General features: G+C 72.0%; 15 protein-coding genes, 1 tRNA gene and 1 pseudogene. 7 read left to right on the top strand and 10 right to left on the bottom strand.

Annotated features, from left to right (window positions below; translation table 11 throughout):
• Window positions 1-9: 9 nt before the first annotated feature.
• Window positions 10-650 (bottom strand): annotated as a pseudogene (locus tag ACFYXB_RS31465) (amino acid permease); the annotation flags it as partial.
• Between the two features lie 72 nt (window positions 651-722).
• On the opposite strand from ACFYXB_RS31465, the gene ACFYXB_RS31460 reads away from it, so the two are divergent.
• The gene (locus ACFYXB_RS31460; RefSeq protein WP_389588079.1) at window positions 723-1,433 is read left to right on the top strand and encodes a MerR family transcriptional regulator; all 711 of its coding nucleotides are present in this window, start codon (window positions 723-725) and stop codon (window positions 1,431-1,433) included.
• A 19-nt stretch (window positions 1,434-1,452) separates the two neighbouring features.
• On the opposite strand, the gene ACFYXB_RS31455 is transcribed toward ACFYXB_RS31460, so the two are convergent.
• The 3 genes from ACFYXB_RS31455 to ACFYXB_RS31445 all read right to left on the bottom strand — a co-directional run bounded on the left by ACFYXB_RS31455 (window position 1,453) and on the right by ACFYXB_RS31445 (window position 6,143).
• Window positions 1,453-3,630: a 3-hydroxyacyl-CoA dehydrogenase NAD-binding domain-containing protein gene (locus tag ACFYXB_RS31455; RefSeq protein ID WP_389588077.1), complete on the bottom strand. Its 2,178-nt coding sequence runs from the start codon at window positions 3,628-3,630 to the stop codon at window positions 1,453-1,455.
• Between the two features lie 41 nt (window positions 3,631-3,671).
• A complete protein-coding gene (locus tag ACFYXB_RS31450) occupies window positions 3,672-4,886 on the bottom strand; it encodes an acetyl-CoA C-acetyltransferase (RefSeq protein WP_389588075.1) in 1,215 nt (404 codons plus the stop codon).
• Window positions 4,887-4,976: 90 nt separating this feature from the next.
• Window positions 4,977-6,143, bottom strand: a complete 1,167-nt coding sequence (locus ACFYXB_RS31445) for a CaiB/BaiF CoA-transferase family protein (protein WP_351359203.1) — start codon at window positions 6,141-6,143, stop codon at window positions 4,977-4,979.
• A gap of 207 nt (window positions 6,144-6,350) precedes the next feature.
• Between ACFYXB_RS31445 and ACFYXB_RS31440 the strand changes: the two genes are divergently transcribed.
• A complete protein-coding gene (locus ACFYXB_RS31440) occupies window positions 6,351-7,529 on the top strand; it encodes a saccharopine dehydrogenase family protein (protein WP_389588072.1) in 1,179 nt (392 codons plus the stop codon).
• Between the two features lie 17 nt (window positions 7,530-7,546).
• Here ACFYXB_RS31440 and mmpA read toward each other — a convergent pair whose 3' ends face one another.
• From mmpA to ACFYXB_RS31420, 4 genes are all read right to left on the bottom strand, one after another.
• Window positions 7,547-7,696, bottom strand: a complete 150-nt coding sequence (mmpA, locus tag ACFYXB_RS31435; RefSeq protein WP_389588070.1) for a morphogenic membrane protein MmpA — start codon at window positions 7,694-7,696, stop codon at window positions 7,547-7,549.
• Window positions 7,697-7,765: 69 nt separating this feature from the next.
• Window positions 7,766-8,455, bottom strand: coding sequence for an endonuclease V (locus ACFYXB_RS31430; protein WP_351359194.1), 690 nt, complete (start codon window positions 8,453-8,455; stop codon window positions 7,766-7,768).
• 52 nt (window positions 8,456-8,507) lie between these two features.
• A complete protein-coding gene (locus ACFYXB_RS31425) occupies window positions 8,508-8,840 on the bottom strand; it encodes a plasmid stabilization protein (RefSeq protein ID WP_389588068.1) in 333 nt (110 codons plus the stop codon).
• A gap of 63 nt (window positions 8,841-8,903) precedes the next feature.
• Complete coding sequence (locus ACFYXB_RS31420) at window positions 8,904-10,007, bottom strand: WD40/YVTN/BNR-like repeat-containing protein (RefSeq protein ID WP_389588066.1); 1,104 nt, start codon at window positions 10,005-10,007, stop codon at window positions 8,904-8,906.
• A gap of 182 nt (window positions 10,008-10,189) precedes the next feature.
• Between ACFYXB_RS31420 and ACFYXB_RS31415 the strand changes: the two genes are divergently transcribed.
• Complete coding sequence (locus ACFYXB_RS31415; protein ID WP_389588064.1) at window positions 10,190-10,603, top strand: SsgA family sporulation/cell division regulator; 414 nt, start codon at window positions 10,190-10,192, stop codon at window positions 10,601-10,603.
• A gap of 1 nt (window position 10,604) precedes the next feature.
• Here the strand turns inward: ACFYXB_RS31415 and ACFYXB_RS31410 are convergent, their stop codons facing one another.
• Window positions 10,605-11,441: an isocitrate lyase/phosphoenolpyruvate mutase family protein gene (locus ACFYXB_RS31410; protein ID WP_389588063.1), complete on the bottom strand. Its 837-nt coding sequence runs from the start codon at window positions 11,439-11,441 to the stop codon at window positions 10,605-10,607.
• Between the two features lie 339 nt (window positions 11,442-11,780).
• Here ACFYXB_RS31410 and ACFYXB_RS31405 point away from each other — a divergent pair, with 339 nt between their 5' ends.
• The 4 genes from ACFYXB_RS31405 to ACFYXB_RS31390 all read left to right on the top strand — a co-directional run bounded on the left by ACFYXB_RS31405 (window position 11,781) and on the right by ACFYXB_RS31390 (window position 16,426).
• Window positions 11,781-13,406, top strand: coding sequence for an ABC-F family ATP-binding cassette domain-containing protein (locus tag ACFYXB_RS31405; RefSeq protein ID WP_389588061.1), 1,626 nt, complete (start codon window positions 11,781-11,783; stop codon window positions 13,404-13,406).
• Between the two features lie 135 nt (window positions 13,407-13,541).
• Window positions 13,542-14,318 carry a dimethylargininase gene (ddaH, locus tag ACFYXB_RS31400; RefSeq protein WP_389588059.1) on the top strand — a complete coding sequence of 259 codons (777 nt, stop codon included), beginning with the start codon at window positions 13,542-13,544 and terminating at the stop codon, window positions 14,316-14,318.
• Window positions 14,319-14,544: 226 nt separating this feature from the next.
• Window positions 14,545-15,519, top strand: coding sequence for an acyl-ACP desaturase (locus ACFYXB_RS31395; protein ID WP_389588057.1), 975 nt, complete (start codon window positions 14,545-14,547; stop codon window positions 15,517-15,519).
• A 67-nt stretch (window positions 15,520-15,586) separates the two neighbouring features.
• A complete protein-coding gene (locus ACFYXB_RS31390) occupies window positions 15,587-16,426 on the top strand; it encodes a hypothetical protein (protein WP_389588055.1) in 840 nt (279 codons plus the stop codon).
• A gap of 16 nt (window positions 16,427-16,442) precedes the next feature.
• On the opposite strand, the gene ACFYXB_RS31385 is transcribed toward ACFYXB_RS31390, so the two are convergent.
• A tRNA-Trp gene (locus ACFYXB_RS31385) sits at window positions 16,443-16,518 on the bottom strand.
• Window positions 16,519-16,561 lie beyond the last annotated feature (43 nt).

The following is a 16,561-nucleotide window of genomic DNA, read 5'->3' as shown; positions in this document are numbered from 1 at the left end:
CGTGACGTGCTACTTCGTGAGCTCGCCCAGCTCCTGGTCGGCGGCCTTCGACACCCGGCGGCGCACCCGAACCAGCCCGCGACGAGCAGGAGGGCGATCACCGGGATGAGCAGGAGCGTCTTGCGGCCGACCTCGGGGTCGTTCCACATCATGCCGAGGCAGACCAGCAGGAACGCGACCGTGGCGATCTCCGTGACGGGGCTGCCCTTGAGGCGGAAGGACGGCCGGGTGAGCAGGCCCGCCCGGGCGCGCCGGACGAAGACCAGGTGGCAGACCATGATGATCACCCAGGTGCTGATGATGCCGAGGGAGGCGACGTTCAGTACGATCTCGAAGGCCTGGCTGGGCATCAGGTAGTTGAGGCCGACACCGAGCACGCACACCGCGCAGGTCAGCGGGATGCCGCCGTAGGGCACCTGGCTGCGGTTCATGCGGGCCGTGAACTTCGGAGCCGAGCCCGCCATGGCCGTGGAGCGCAGGATGCGGCCGGTGGAGTAGAGGCCGGAGTTCAGGGACGACATGGCGGCTGTGAGGACGACCAGGTTCATCACGTCGCCGGCGCCGGAGACGCCGATCTTCGACAGGACGGTCACGAACGGGCTCTGGTCGGCCGAGTAGACCGAGCCGGGCAGCAGCAGGGCGAGCAGGACACGCGGGTCCCGGACCGAGTCCGCGCAGCTCGGAGGTTTCACAGCACTGGTGTGACAGCGATACTGCTGCACATGACGACCGAGACCGAGGAGCCGACGGAGCAGGCCCTCACCATCGATGAGCTGGCCGCGCGTGCGGGCGTGACCGTCCGTACGGTCCGCTTCTACGGCACCAAGGGTCTGCTGCCGCCGCCGGTGATCGGTGCGCGCCGGGTGGGCCACTACGGACGTGAGCATCTGGCGCGTCTCGCGTTGATCGAGGAGTTGCAGCACCAGGGCATGACGCTGGCCGCGATCGAGCGGTATCTGCGGCAACTGCCGCCGGACCTGAGCGCGCGGGATCTCGCGGTGCACCGGGCCGTGGTGTCCTCGTGGGCCCCGGACACCACGGAGACGCTTTCGCACGCTGAGCTGGAGCGGCGCTCGGGTCGGCCGCTGGACGCGGAGGACCTGGACCGGCTCGCCGCGATGAACGTGGTCGAGCGGGCCGGCGACGCGTTCCGGGTCGACGTCGGGCTGCTGCGGCTCGGTGTCGAACTGCTCGACGTGCCGTTCTCCCAGGAGACGATCCTGGCGGCCCGCACCGCCCTGATCGAGCACTCGCGGGCGGCGGCCCGGGAGCTGTCGGCGCTGCTGCGTGACGCGGTCGCCGAACGTGACGCGCGGGATGTGAAGTCGCTGTCCGCGCACATGCATCCGCTGGTGGTGCAGGCCCTGCTGACGACCTTCCAGCGGTCGCTGCGGGAGGAACTGCAGGAGTGGCTCACCCCGGAAGGGGGGTGAGCCACTCGGCTGCGGCCTGTCAGCGGCCGTCGGTGAAGGTCTCGCCCTTCTCCGCCTTCTCGACCAGCAGGGCGGGCGGGGTGAAGCGGTCGCCGTAGCGCTCGGCGAGCTCACGCGCGCGTGCCACGAAGCCCGGCAGGCCACCGTCGTAACCGTTGATGTACTGCAGCACACCGCCGGTCCAGCCCGGGAAGCCGATGCCGAAGATCGAGCCGATGTTGGCGTCGGCGACGGACGTCAGCACGCCCTCTTCGAGGAGCTTGACGGTGTCCAGCGCCTCGGAGAAGAGCATGCGCTCCTGCATGTCCTCGAACGGGATCTCGTAGCCCGGCTTCGTGAAGTGCTCGCGCAGGCCCGGCCACAGCCCGGCGCGCTTGCCGTCCTCGCCGTACTCGTAGAAGCCCGCGCCGCCGCTGCGGCCCGTGCGCCCGAACTCGTCGACCATGCGGTCGATGACGGCCTCGGCGGGGTGCGCGGGCCAGGTGCCGCCCGCCTCCTCGACGGCCCGCTTCGACTCGTTGCGGATCTTGCGCGGGAGGGTGAGGGTCAGCTCGTCCATGAGGGACAGCACCTTGGCCGGGTAGCCCGCCTGGGCGGCCGCCTGCTCGACGGAGGCGGGCTCGATGCCCTCGCCGACCATGGCGACGCCCTCGTTGATGAAGTGGCCGATGACGCGCGAGGTGAAGAAGCCGCGCGAGTCGTTGACGACGATCGGCGTCTTGTTGATCTGTCGGACCAGGTCGAAGGCGCGGGCGAGGGCCTCGTCGCCGGTGCGCTCGCCCTTGATGATCTCGACGAGGGGCATCTTGTCGACGGGCGAGAAGAAGTGGAGTCCGATGAAGTCGGCCTGCCGCTCGACGCCTTCGGCGAGGACGGTGATCGGGAGGGTGGAGGTGTTGGAGCACAGCAGGGCGTCGGCGTCGACGACGTGCTCGATCTCCTGGAACACCTTGTGCTTGAGCGCCGGGTCCTCGAAGACGGCCTCGATGACCGCGTCACAGCCCGCGAGGGCGGCCGCCTCGGCGGTGGGCGTGATGCGGGCGAGCAGCGCGCCCGCCTTCTCCTGGGTGGTACGGCCCCGGGAGACGGCCTTGGCGCACAGCTTCTCGGAGTAGGCCTTGCCCTTGAGGGCGGCCTCCGGGGAGACGTCCTTGAGGACGACGTCGATGCCCGCGCGGGCGCACGAGTAGGCGATGCCCGCGCCCATCATGCCGGCGCCGAGGACGGCGACCTTGCGGACCTTGCGGGGCTCGATGCCCTGCGGACGGTTGGCGCCGGAGTTGACGGCCTGGAGGTCGAAGAAGAACGCCTGGATCATGTTCTTCGAGGTCTGGCCGGCGGCCAGCTCGACGAAGTAGCGGGCCTCGATGACCTGGGCGGTCTCGAAGTCGACCTGGGAACCCTCGACGGCGGCGGCGAGGATGTTGCGGGGCGCCGGGTAGGGCGCGCCGTTCGTCTGCTTGCGCAGGTTGGCCGGGAAGGCCGGCAGGTTGGCCGCGAACTTGGGGTTGGCCGGGGTGCCGCCCGGGATGCGGTAGCCCGGCTTGTCCCAGGGCTGCTGCGACTCGGGGTTGGCGTCGATGAAGGCGCGGGCCTTGGCCAGCAGTTCCTCAGGCGTCTCGGCCACTTCGTGGACGAGGCCGTTCTCCTGGGCGCGCCGCGCGTTGTACTGGGTGCCCTGGAGGAGGACCTTCAGCAGGGCGTCGGCGATGCCCAGCAGGCGTACGGTACGGACGACCCCGCCGCCGCCGGGGAGCAGGCCGAGCGTGACCTCGGGGCAGCCGATCTTGGTGCCGGAGGTGTCGAGCGCGACGCGGTGGTGGCAGGCGAGGGCGAGTTCGTAACCGCCGCCCAGGGCGGCGCCGTTGATCGCGGCGACGACCGGCTTGCCCAGGGTCTCGATGCGGCGCAGGTTGCGCTTGATGGCGAGGCCGCCGTCCAACAAGTCCTGTGCGGTCTCGGGCGTGACCCGGATCAGGTCGCGCAGGTCGCCGCCCGCGAAGAAGGTCTTCTTGGCGGAGGTGAAGATGACGCCCCGGATGCTGTCCTTCTCGGCCTCCAGGCGGTCGGTGATCACCGTGAGGGAGTCGCGGAACGCCTGGTTCATGGTGTTCGCGGACTGGTTGGGATCGTCGAGGACGAGGGTGACAACACCGGTGTCGTCCTGCTCCCAGCGGATGGTGGTGCTCTCGGTCATGACAGTCGTCTCCGTTGAAGTGTCGTGATTCCGCGGGGAGTTCAGATGCGCTCGACGATGGTGGCGACGCCCATGCCGCCGCCGACGCAGAGGGTCGCGAGGCCGTAGCGCTTGTCCTGGCGCTCCAGTTCGTCGACGAGCGTGCCGAGGATCATGGCGCCGGTCGCGCCGAGCGGGTGGCCCAGCGCGATCGCACCGCCGTTGACGTTGATCTTGTCCAGGGACAGGCCCATGTCCCTGGCGAAGCGCAGCACGACGGCCGCGAACGCCTCGTTGATCTCGACGAGGTCCATGTCGTCGATGGTCAGCCCGGCCTTGGCGAGCGCCTTGCGGCTGGCCGGTGCGGGTCCGGTGAGCATGATGGTGGGCTCGGAGCCGGAGACGGCGGCGGAGACGATCCGCGCGCGCGGGGTGAGTCCGTGGCGCTCGCCGACCTCCTTCGAGCCGATGGCGACCAGCGAGGCGCCGTCCACGATGCCGGAGGAGTTGCCCGCGTGGTGGACGTGGTCGATCTTCTCCACCCAGTGGTACTTCTGCAGCGCGACGGCGTCGAAGCCGCCCAGCTCGCCGATGTCGGCGAAGGAGGGCTTGAGCTTGGCGAGGGAGTCGGCGGTGGTGCCGGGGCGCGGGTGCTCGTCGTGGTCGAGGACGACGAGGCCGCTGCGGTCTGTGACCGGGACGACGGAGCGCTCGAAGCGGCCGTCCTTCGCGGCGCCCGCCGCGCGCTCCTGCGAGAGCGCCGCGTACTCGTCGACGTCCCGGCGGGAGAAGCCCCCGATGGTGGCGATGAGGTCGGCGCCGATGCCCTGCGGCACGAAGTTCGTGGCGAGGTTGGTCATCGGGTCGTTGAACCAGGCGCCGCCGTCCGAGGCCATCGGCACCCGGGACATGGACTCGACGCCACCGGCGAGGATCAGGTCCTCCCAGCCGGAACGGACCCGGGCGGCGGCCTGGTTGACCGCTTCCAGGCCGGAGGCACAGAAGCGGTTCTCCTGGACGCCGGCGACCGTGTCGGGCAGGCCGGCGGCGATCGCGGCGATGCGGGCGATGTCGGAGCCCTGGTCGCCGACCGGGCCGACGACGCCGAGCACGATGTCGTCGATCGCGGCCGGGTCGAGGCCGGGGAAGCGGTCGCGGATCTCGTGGATGAGTCCGACGACCAGGTCGATGGGCTTCGTGCCGTGCAGGGCGCCGTTCGCCTTGCCGCGGCCGCGCGGGGTGCGGATCGCGTCGTACACGTACGCTTCGGTGCTCACTGGGAGGCCTTTCAACGAGGGTTTTCTCAGCGGAGGGCCCGGGTGCGGGGGCCGGCGTTCAGCATGGATACCCCGGGGACGGAGCGGGCTTCATGGATTGCCGTCCTTTCGGGGGTCTTCGTCCTCGGCGAGCAGCCGGGGTACGTCCCAGTCGTGGGCCACCTCCTCGGTGGCGGCGCCGGGCAGGGCGGGGCCGGTGCGGACGGCGGCCGGGGTGGCGGAGAACCTCGGTGCCGGGGCGGGCTGGGTGATGCCGCCGTGGTCGGTGAAGGTGCCGCGGGCCGCGAGGTGCGGGTGGTGCGGGGCCTCGCGCAGGGTCAGGACAGGGGCCACGCACGCGTCGGAGCCCTCGAAGAGGGCCGTCCACTCGTCGCGGGTGCGCGACTTGAAGCGGGCGGCGACCCGCTCGCGCAGCTCGCCCCAGCGGGTCCAGTCCCGGTGGGCCCCGGCGAGGTCGTCCAGGTCGAGCAGGCGCAGGAACTCCTCGTAGAACTGCCGCTCCAGGGCGCCGACGGCCATGTACTGCCCGTCGGCCGTCCCGTACGTCCCGTAGTAGGGGCAGCCGCCGTCCAGGAGGTTGGCGCCGCGCCGGTCCTGCCAGCCGCCGGCGGCGAGCATGCCGTGGATCATCGAGGAGAGGTGGGCGGTGCCGTCCACGATGGCGGCGTCGACGACCTGTCCGGTGCCGGTCACGCGTGCATGGGTGAGCGCGGCGAGGACGCCGACGACCAGATAGAGGGAGCCGCCCGCGTAGTCGCCGACCAGGTTGGCGGGGACGGCCGGGGGCTCGCCGGGGTTGCCGATCATGCCGAGGGTGCCGGTGACGGCGATGTACGCGACGTCGTGGCCGGCGCGCTGGGCGAGGGGGCCGTCCTGGCCCCAGCCGGTCATCCGGCCGAAGACGAGCCGGGGGTTGCGGGCATGGCAGTCCTCGGGGCCTACGCCGAGGCGCTCGGCGACGCCTGGGCGGTAGCCCTCGATCAGGATGTCGGCGCGTTCGGCCAGGTCGAGGACGCGGGCCGGGCCACCGGCGGCCTTGAGGTCGACGACCACGGAGCGCTTGTTGCGGTTGGTGATGTCGTACGCCGGGTCGATCGCCAGTCCCTGGCCGCCCGGCCGGTCCACGCGGACGACGTCGGCGCCCAGGTCGGCCAGGAGCATGGCGGCGAACGGGCCGGGCCCGATACCGGCCAGCTCGACCACGCGCACGCCCGTGAGCGGGCCGTGTCCCGGCTTCGGCGTCCCTGCCGTCGTCATGCCGCCCCCAGTTGATGTGACACTACTGCTGTAACACCACTGATGCTAAGAACGTGTTCCACCGGGCACAAGGCCTGGCGAGCAAGCGCTTAGCCAACTTACCCGGAGCTGGGCCCCGCCGCCTTGTGGGCTGGTCGTCGGGCCTCTGCCTCCCCACGCTAGCCTCAGCCACGGACAGCGGCGCGCGCCGCGGGATCAAGGGGTGTCATGAGCAGGCTGAACAGGGCGGATCGCCCCTACGACATCGTCCTCTTCGGAGCCACGGGCTTCGTCGGCACACTCACCGCGCAGTACCTCGCCACGCACGCGCCCGAGGACCTGCGCTGGGCGATCGCCGGCCGCGACGAGGGCAGACTCGAGGCGCTGCGCGAGCGGCTGCCGGGCGGCGCCGGGATCGGGGTGCTGCGGGCCGACGTGGCCGAACCCGCCACCCTGCGCGCACTCGCCGAGCACGCGCGCGTGGTGGCCTCGACCGTCGGGCCGTACATCCGCTACGGCGAGGAACTCGTCGCCGCCTGCGCGGACACGGGGACCGACTATCTCGACCTCACGGGTGAGCCCGAGTTCGTGGACCTGATGTACGTCCGTCATGAGGCACGCGCGCGTGAGACCGGCGCCCGGCTGCTGCACGCCTGCGGTTTCGACTCGGTCCCGCACGACCTCGGGGCGTACTTCACCGTCCAGCAGCTGCCGAAGGGCGTACCGCTGACCGTGGACGGCTATGTGAGCGTCGACGCGACGTTCTCGGGCGGCACCCTCGCCTCGGCTCTCAACCAGTTCGCCCGCGCGCGGCAGATGGCGGCGGCCGCACGTGACCGCGGCCGTCACGAGCCCCGGCTGGTGACGCGCCGGGCGAGCGCGCCGACGGGTGCGCCGCGGTTCGCCAAGGAGGTGGGTGCCTGGGCGCTGCCCCTGCCGACCATCGACCCGCAGATCGTGCGCCGCTCGGCGAAGGCCCTGGGGCGGTACGGCCCCGACTTCCGCTACCGGCACTACGCGGCGGTGCGCCGGCTGCCCGTCGCGCTGGGCGGGATCGCGGCCGTGGGTGCGATCGCCGCCGCGGCCCAGCTGCCGCCCGCTCGCAGCTGGCTGTCCGACCGGCTCAAGCCCGGCGACGGACCCAGTGAGCAGAAGCGCGCGAAGAGCTGGTTCTCGGTCCGCTTCGTCGGCGAGGGCGGCGGCCGGCGCGTGTTCACAGAGGTCTCCGGCGGCGATCCCGGCTACGACGAGACGGCGAAGATGTTCGCCGAGGCGGCCCTGTCCCTGGCCTTCGACGACCTGCCGCCGACCGCCGGCCAGGTCACGACGGCGGTGGCGATGGGCGACGCGCTCACGGAGCGGCTGCGCCGGGCGGGGATCACGTTCCGGGTGGCGGCCGCGTTCTAGAAGCCCGAACGGTGTTTCTAGAGGCCCGTGGTCACGGCGTAGAGCATCCCGCCTATCCAGGCGATCCCCGCCAGCACGGCGACGATCAGTGACGCCGTCACGGCGCGCTCGACGGGCTGGGCGGGGTGGACAGGGCGGGCGGACTTCGGGGAACGGTGCGTCGTCATGCGGCCCAGCCTTCCGGGCGGGCCGCACACTGACATCCGTACGGGTACTCAGACGACGTACTCAGAGGCCTACTCGGAGGCCTCCCGAAGCGCCTGGCGGCACAACGCGTCCGCCCTGCGCGTCGTCTCCGGGAGCCGGTAGCGCGGGGTGAGCGCGAGCGTGTGCGCGCAGGCGTTGTCCAGGCTCACCCGGTGGCCGACGGACACGAAGACCGGTTTGACGGCGTCCCGGGTGCGCAGGGCGCGGCCGACCTCCTCGGCGCCCGCAAGCAGCGGGGAGACGCTGCCGCGCCCCGGGCCCGGGTCGTCGTACCCGAACGTGAACGGGTTCTTGGCGACGCCGATCGTGGGCAGGCCGGTGAGGACGCCCAGGTGGCTGGCGAGTCCGAAGCGGCGCGGGTGCGCCAGGCCGTAGCCGTCGCAGACGACCAGGCCGGGCGGGCAGGGCAGCGCGTCGAGGGCCGCGAGCACGGTGGGGATCTCGCGGAAGGCCAGTAGTCCGGGCACGTACGGGAAGGAGACCCGGCCGATGGCGGTCGCCTCGGCGACGACCTCCAGGGAAGCCGCGTCCAGCACGACGGCCGCCGCCGCGACGAGGTCGCGCGCGTCGTCGTAGGCGACGTCGACCCCCGTCACCCGGCCCGTCCCCGGCGGCGGTCCGACCTCGTCCAGGACCAACCGCCCGCGCAGCTCGTCCTGCACGGCACGGGCCTGCTCCTCGGTCGCGGGCCGCCCCTCGGGGACGCGTACGGTCGTCATGGTGGGCCAACAGTACGGGCCGGGACGGCGGTTGCGAGGCCCGGGCGGCGGGTCAGCTCTTCTTCTCGTCCAGCGCGTGCCGCAACTGCTCCTTGTTCATGTCCGAACGGCCATGGATACCCCGCTGCCTGGCCTCCTCGTACAGCTGGTCGTAGGTCGGCCCCTGGGCACCGCTGTGCGACCGCCGGCCGCCGCGTTCGCCGGACGACATGTCCTGGATCGAGGTGCGACTGGCCTCCTGCGACTCGCCGGCGCGGGCGCGCTCCTTGTTGACCGTCCGGGCGGCGATCTCCTCCGCGCGCCGCGTGCTCTCGCCCCGCTCCAGCGCGCTCTCCCTAATGTGCTCGTACTGACGCTCCCGCTTGGAACTGGAACCCCGTGGCACCACCGCTCACTTCCTTCCGTGTCGCGTGCGGTGTCCGAGTACCCGGGGTTCCGGCGTGTTACCTCAGTTCTCCAGCCGGGCCACGCGCCCCTTCTCCCCCGCCGCCCAGCAGCTCAGATCGGAGGTGCAGTCCACGGTGTCGTACGACCCGGTGTCGATCGTGCGCCAGGTGCGGCCGCCGTCGGTCGTCACGTCGGTGCCCGTGGGGCCCACGGCGAGCGCGCCGGTGCGGCTGTGCGGGAGCCAGGCGGCGCCGGAGCGGTAGGCGGGCGGGGGCGTCTCGGCGGGCCGCCAGGTGCGGCCGCCGTCGGGGGTGACGGCCGCGGACTGCGGCGAGGGCTGGTCGGCTCGGTAGTCGCCGCCGACGGCGAGGCCGTGGGCGCGGTCGCGGAAGGCGAGGGCGAAGACGCCGCGGGCCGGGTCGCCGGCCGGGATCGGGGTGTCGGCCGCTGTCCAGGTCAGGCCGCGGTCGGCCGAGTGCAGCACGCGCGCGTGGGCGGCGCCGCCGGTGGCCAGCCAGACGTCCTTCGGACCGGACGTGACCAGGCACTGGCCGCTCGCCGCGAAGCCCGCCTCGCCGTCCAGGGCGGCCGGCATGCCCTCGTTCGGCAGCACCCGCCAGGACCGGCCGCCGTCGCTGGTGGACAGGATGCGGAACTTTCCGTCCACGGGGTCGCTCATGGCGAGGCCGTGGCGGGGGTCGAAGAAGGCGAGGCAGTCGTAGAAGGCCTTCGCGTCGGTGTTGCGGAAGGACTCGGTCCAGGTCGCTCCGCCGTCGTCGGTGCGATACACGCGGGAGGCCTCGCCCTCGCCTATGGCCAGCACTACCGCGCGGCGCGCGTCGAACGCCTCGACGTCCCGGAACTGGAGGTCGGCGGCGCCCGGCGGGGAGACGTTCCGCCAGCTCGCCCCGCCGTCCGTGGTGCGCAGGACGGTGCCGGCGGTGCCGGCCAGCCAGGCGGTGTGCCGGTCGACGGCGGCCAGTCCGCGGTAGCGCACCTCGGGGGTGCCGCTGTCCTTGAGTTCCCAGTGCGGGCCGCGGTGGTCCGGTGTCCCGGCCTCGGCGGGGCCGACCGTCAGCGCGGCCAGCGCCGCCCCGCACGCCACCCCCGCGGCCACTACTCGGCTCGTACGTCCCCTGCGTCGCGTGCTTCCCAAGCGCCTCATGGCGGGCGAAGCTAGTCCACTCCCCCGCGGCCGTCCAGGGGGCCCGGGGCCCGCCGTTGGGCCTTGCGGTGACCGACGTCACTCGGTATTCGTGTGCACGGATACGCCGGATCCGTCGTCTCCTCCTGTGCGAGGACCCATCCGCCCGGAAGTTCGTCCAGCCGTCACAAGGGAGCAAGGCGTTGTCCACCGTCATCGAGCAGCCCGTAGAGGCCCGCCTCGTCGCTGCCGCGCCGCGCATGCCGAGCATTCCCGCCACGCTGCGCTACGACCGGCACGATCCGTTCGCCGTCCAGATGAGCTTCCCCGCCCCGGCCACCCTGGAAGGGGTGGAGGTGCGCTGGACCTTCGCGCGTGAGCTTCTCGCGGCCGGTCTGCACGGCCCCGAGGGGCACGGCGACGTACGGGTGCGGCCGTACGGCTACGACCGCACCGTCCTGGAGTTCCACGCCCCCGAGGGCACCGCCGTCGTGCATGTCCGCACGGGCGAGATACGCCGGTTCCTGAAGGCGACCGACGACCTCGTCGACGTCGGTCTCGAGCATCTCCAGCGCGACCTCGACCACCGCCTGGCCGAGCTGATGCGCGACGCCTGACTCAACGCCCCGGCGTCAGCAGCGAGTTGAGCTCGCCGTAGTCGAGCCCGCCCGCGAGCGCGTCGTACGTCCCGCCGTCCAGCAGCTCCCGCGCGGCTCGGCGGACCACGGCGTACGCGGCCTGGGCGAGGCCGGAGCCGGCGCTGACCCTGGCAACGCCGAGCGCGGCGAGTTCGGCGACCGCGGGCGCGCCCGGCCCCACCATCACGTTGAGCGGACCGTCGATGCCGTCGGCGAGCGCCTTCACCGTCTCCGGGTCGACGGCCCCCGGGGCGAAGATCCCGTCGGCGCCCGCGGCCCGGTAGGCGGCGGCCCGCTCCAGGGTGGCGTCCACTCCCCCGGCGCCGCGCAGGAAGGTGTCGATTCTGGCGTTGACGAAGAGCGGCACACCGGCGGCGTCGGCCGCCTCACGCGCGGCGGCAATCCGCTCGGCCTGCTCGGCGACCGGGCGCAGCGGCCCGGTGCCCTCCTGGTACGAGGCGTCCTCGATGTTGACGCCCACCGCCCCGGTCGCGAGCACCGCGCGCACGGTGTCGGCGACGCCCGCCGGGTCCTTCGCGTACCCGCTCTCGATGTCGGCGCTGACGGGGACCCGCACGGCGGCGGCGATCCGGGCGACGGCGTCCAGCGCGGCATCGCGCTCCAGCCGGTCGCCGTCCGGGGCGCCGAGCGCCCAGGCGAGGCCGGCGCTGGTGGTCGCCACGGCGGCGCCTCCCGCGTCCTCGGCGAGCCGCGCGCTCAGCGCGTCCCAGGCGTTCGCGAGGACGAGCGGACGCCCCGGGATGTGCAGGGCGCGGAAGGCGAGGGCACGGTCCCGCAGGGTGCTGTGATGCGTCATACGACTCACTCAACCAGCCGTCCGGGGGCGGGAGCTGGCAGGAATCCGACATCGAGGTGCCCGGCCCGCATCGCCCGTTAATGCGTTGACAGCCCTCCGGCGCCCTTCGTAGCGTGTTCAGCGGTTCTGTTGCCGTCGATCGGAGAAGGACGTTGCTCGTCTGAGGTCCTGAGTCACCGCGTCACACCTGTGTGGTGTGTCCGTCGCGTGCGACCTCGGCCTCCGAGCCGTCCCTTGGCACTGGGCCTTTTTTCATGGCCCGACCGCCTCCTGGTTGCCGCCTCGCGGTGTCTCGACACGCGTTTGCCCCCTTCCGCACCCAGCAACCGCGAGGCCCCCATGTCCCCTTCCCTCACCTGTACGTCCCTCACCTTCTCCTGGCCCGACGGCACCCCCGTCCTCGACGGCCTCGACGTCGCGTTCGGTCCCGGCCGCACCGGACTCGTCGGCGTCAACGGCTCGGGAAAATCCACGCTGCTGAAGCTGATCGCCGGTGAGCTGACCCCGTCCGACGGCACCGTCCGGGTGACGGGCGAGGTCGGGTATCTCCCGCAGAACGTCACCCTCGACACCGTGCTCCGCGTCGACGAGGCACTCGGCATCGCCGCACTGCGCGCCGCGCTGCACGCCATCGAGGCGGGCGACGTGTCCGAGGAGCACTTCGAGACGGTCGGCGACGACTGGGACGTCGAGGAGCGCGCGCTCGCCACCCTCGGCGAACTCGGCCTCGGCCACATCGACCTGGACCGCACCGTCGGCGAGCTGTCGGGCGGCGAGTCGGTTCTGCTGCGGCTGGCCGCGCTGCTGCTGCGCCGCCCGGACGTACTGCTGCTAGACGAACCCACCAACAATCTCGACCTGTACGCGCGCCGGCGGCTGTACGCGGCCGTCGCGTCCTGGTCGGGCGTCCTGGTCGTGGTCAGCCACGACCGCGAGCTGCTCGAGCTGGTCGACCAGATCGCCGATCTGCGCTCCGGGGAAGTCACCTGGTACGGGGGCAACTTCTCCGCGTACGAGGAGGCACTCGCCGGCGAACAGGAGGCGGCCGAGCGCATGGTGCGCGTCGCCGAGGCCGACCTGCGCAAGCAGAAGCGCGAACTGGCCGATGCCCAGGTCAAACTGGCCCGCCGTAAGCGGTACGGCCAGAAGATGGCCGAGCAGAAGCGCGAGCCGAAGATCGTCATGGGGGCGCGCAAACGGGCGGCGCAGGAGTCCGCGGGCAAGCACCGCATCATGCACGAGGAGCGGCTCGCCGGGGCCAGGGAGCGGCTCGACGAGGCGGTGGAGGCCGTACGGGACGACGACGAGATCCGCGTCGACCTGCCCTACACGGCCGTCCCACCGGGCCGTGACGTCCTCACGCTCCGGAACCTGGAGCTGACGTACGGAGCGCGCGTCGACGGTGTCCTCGAGCTGCGCGGCCCTGAGCGGATCGCGCTGATCGGGCGCAACGGCGCGGGCAAGACGACGCTGCTGCGCACGATCGCCGGGGAGCTGGCGCCGGTGGCGGGCGAGGCGAGGGCGCATGTCCCGCTGCGCTTCCTGCCGCAGCGCCTCGACGTCCTCGACGGGGAACGGACCGTGGCGGAGAACGTGGCCCGGTTCGCGCCGGGCGCCACCAAGAACCGGATCCGGGCCCGGCTGGCCCGCTTCCTGTTCCGGGGCGCCCGGGCCGACCAGAAGGCGGCGACCCTGTCCGGCGGCGAACGCTTCCGGGCCGCCCTGGCCGCGCTGATGCTGGCCGAGCCGGCACCGCAGCTCCTCATGCTCGACGAGCCGACGAACAACCTCGACATGGCCAGCGTGCGCCAGCTGACCACGGCCCTGGAGTCGTACGAGGGAGCACTGATCGTTGCGAGCCACGACCTGCCGTTCCTGGAGTCGCTCGACATCACCCGCTGGCTCCTCCTCGAGGAGGGCGAACTCAGGGAAACGACACCGGAAGAGCTCGCCGATCCCGCCTAGCAGGCGCGACGGAGCATCTCAGGAGGGCCACAGCCTGACAACGAAGGGTTTTGCCGGCACGGGCCCGCCCTGCATGATGGCGAACCGGCGCCGCAACTCGGGCGCCGGAACGCCCCGCCGATACGGAGACCCGCTGTGCCCAGCAAGAAGGCCCTCGTCCGCCGCCCCAGCCCGCGCCTCGCCGAAGGCCTGGTGACGCACATCCAGCGGGAGAAGGTCGATGTGGACCTCGCCGTCGAGCAGTGGGAGGTCTACGTCGAGGCGTTGCGCACACACGGCTGGGAGACCATCGAGGTGGAGGCGGCCGACGACTGCCCCGACTCCGTGTTCGTCGAGGACACGGTGGTGATGTACAAGAACGTCGCGCTGATCACCCGGCCCGGCGCCGAGTCCCGGCGCGAGGAGACCGCCGGCGTCGAGGAGGTCGTGGCCCGCCTCGGCTGCTCGGTCAACTGGATCTGGGAGCCGGGCACCTTGGACGGCGGTGACGTCCTGAAGGTCGGCGACACGATCTACGTCGGCCGGGGCGGACGCACCAACGCGGATGGCGTACAGCAGGTCCGGGCCGCATTCGAGCCGCTGGGCGCACGGGTGGTGGCCGTGCCGGTGAGCAAGGTGCTGCACCTGAAGTCGGCGGTCACCGCGCTGCCCGACGGAACCGTGCTCGGGCACATCCCGAACGTGGACCGGCCGTCGCTGTTCCCGGGTTTCCTGTCGGTGCCCGAGGAGTCCGGCGCCCACGTGGTGCTGCTCGGCGGCGGCAAGCTGCTGATGGCGGACAGCGCGCCGAAGACTGCGGAGTTGCTCACCGACCTCGGCCACGAGGTAGTCACCGTGGACATCGGTGAGTTCGAGAAGCTCGAGGGCTGTGTGACGTGCCTCTCGGTGCGGCTGCGGGAGTTGTACGTCTGACCCGTTGATCCTTTCGCCCGACGGCCCTGGACCTGCGTGTTCCGGGGCCGTTCGCATGTCCGGTTTCGACATGCGAACGCCGTCTGAGCAGCGGGCCTTACACGACACTTAACCTACGGTCTCGTAACCTACGGTTTCGTAGCCTACGATCACGTAGGTTTCCGGCACCGCTCGCCGGTACGCCCCTTGTTCATTTCCCTTTGTTCGGCGTCCCCCTGGAGTTCCCGTGACGATCGCCTCCCCCCGACTCGACAGCCCGTCCGTGTGGACCGACGCGCGGCTGCTCTACGCGCTGGAGGAAGTGGTCGAGAAGGAGCTGAACCGGCATCTGCAGGTCGCCAAGGACTGGATGCCGCACGAGTACGTCCCGTGGAGCGACGGCCGTAACTTCCCCGGCTTCTTCGAGGACGGCGAGGCCTGGGAAAAGGAGCACTCCAAGGTCACTGAGGTCGGCCGTGTCGCCCTCGTGGTGAACCTGCTGACGGAGGACAACCTCCCCAGCTACCACCACGAGATCGCCACGCTCTTCGGCCGGGACGGCGCCTGGGGCACCTGGGTGCACCGCTGGACGGCCGAGGAGGGCCGGCACGGCATCGTGATGCGCGACTATCTGCTCGCCTCGCGCGCGGTGGACCCGGACAAGCTGGAGCAGTACCGCATGGCCCACATGAGCGAGGGCTTCGAGTCCGACAACCGGCACTCCATGCTGCACTCGGTCGCCTACGTCGCCTTCCAGGAGCTCGCGACCCGGATCTCGCACCGCAACACCGGGCACCAGTCCGGCGATCCGGTCTGCGACCGCATGCTGGCCCGCATCGCGACCGACGAGAACCTCCACATGGTCTTCTACCGCAACCTCCTCAATGCGGCCTTCGAGATCGCCCCCGACCCGACCATGCAGGCCGTGCGCGACGTCGTCGTCGACTTCCGCATGCCCGGCCACGGCATCCCCGGCTTCGAGCGGGCCGCGGCGCAGATGGCGATCGGCGAGGTCTACAACCTGCGCATCCACCACGACGACGTCCTCCAGCCCGTGCTGCGCTTCCTGAAGATCATGGAGATCGACGGGCTCGGCCCCGAGGGGCGCCGCGCGCAGGAGGAACTCGGGCTGTTCATGGGCGGACTCGACGCGGAGGCGCTCAAGTTCGACGAGAAGCTGGCCGCGCGCAAGGCCCGGATGGCGGCGCGCGCCGGAGCCTGAGCGGCGGCACTCGGGGCGCATCGATTTCCCGGTGCGCCCTGTCAGTGCGCTGGGGCATCATGCCGCCATGCGTGACCACACCAGGGCGGAACGGGCCGTCGGCTTCCTGCTCGGCCTGATCGACGAGGAGACCGCCGAGCGGGTCCGGGCGCGGATCGGGCATCCCGGGCCCGAGCATCCCGAGGCCGCCCGCCGGTTGCTGCGCCAGACGTGGACATGGGCGGGCGACCTGCCCTCCTCGGTGCTGCTGTGGATGCTGCAGGAGGACGACCCGAACCTCAACGCCCTGGTGTGGCGGCTGCTGCCGTCCGAGTCCGGCCTGGGGCGGGCCATCGCCCGCGGAGTGCCGTTCGGGCCCGGCCGCACCGAGGCCGTTGCGGTGGACAGGACCCTGTGGGCCGAGGAGCCCGAACCCCCCGAGAACTACGTCCGCCACGGCCTGGTCGGCGCCCTGCGCACCGCCACCGCCATGGCTCCGGCGCGTGCGGCCGCGTCCATGGTCGTCACGCGCGCCGACTGGCTGACGGTCGCCGACGCGGACCGCGAACACCCGCTGCCCGGCTACGCCCGCTGGGCGCTGGCCGTGCGCCCGGACTGCCCGCCCACGGTACGAGCCCAGTTCGGCGCGCATCCCAAGTTCACCCACCGGGTGCGGCAGGCGGGCGTGCTGGAGGGCCCCGCCGAGTACGCCTCGGAGTACGGCCCCGCCGCGTACGTCCTGCAGGTCCTGACCCTGGGCCATGTGCTGTTCCCGGCCCGGGTCCATGAGGCCGCCGACTGCCTCCGCGCCCTGGTCCACGACCACTTGGGCGGGCGCGAGGAGGCGTGGGCGGTGCTGGCGCAGCTGGTCGAGACGTTCCACGGGAACGTCCCGGAACTCGTGGTGACCGCGGGCGCCATCGCCTGAACCGGCAGGCGAGGGGGGCGGGGCGGCTGGATTCGAACCAGCGTGTTCTGGTTTTGGAGACCGGTGCGCCTGCCTCTGCGCTACGACCCCGCCCTTGCCGCCGAGCGTAATGCCTTGGCCCGTTGTCAGTGGGGC

Origin of the sequence: Streptomyces sp. NPDC002619 (assembly GCF_042889305.1) — a bacterium.
GTDB lineage: Bacteria > Actinomycetota > Actinomycetes > Streptomycetales > Streptomycetaceae > Streptomyces.
Note: the sequence above shows the minus strand (reverse complement) of the source record. Positions and strands in the feature narration are given on the sequence as shown.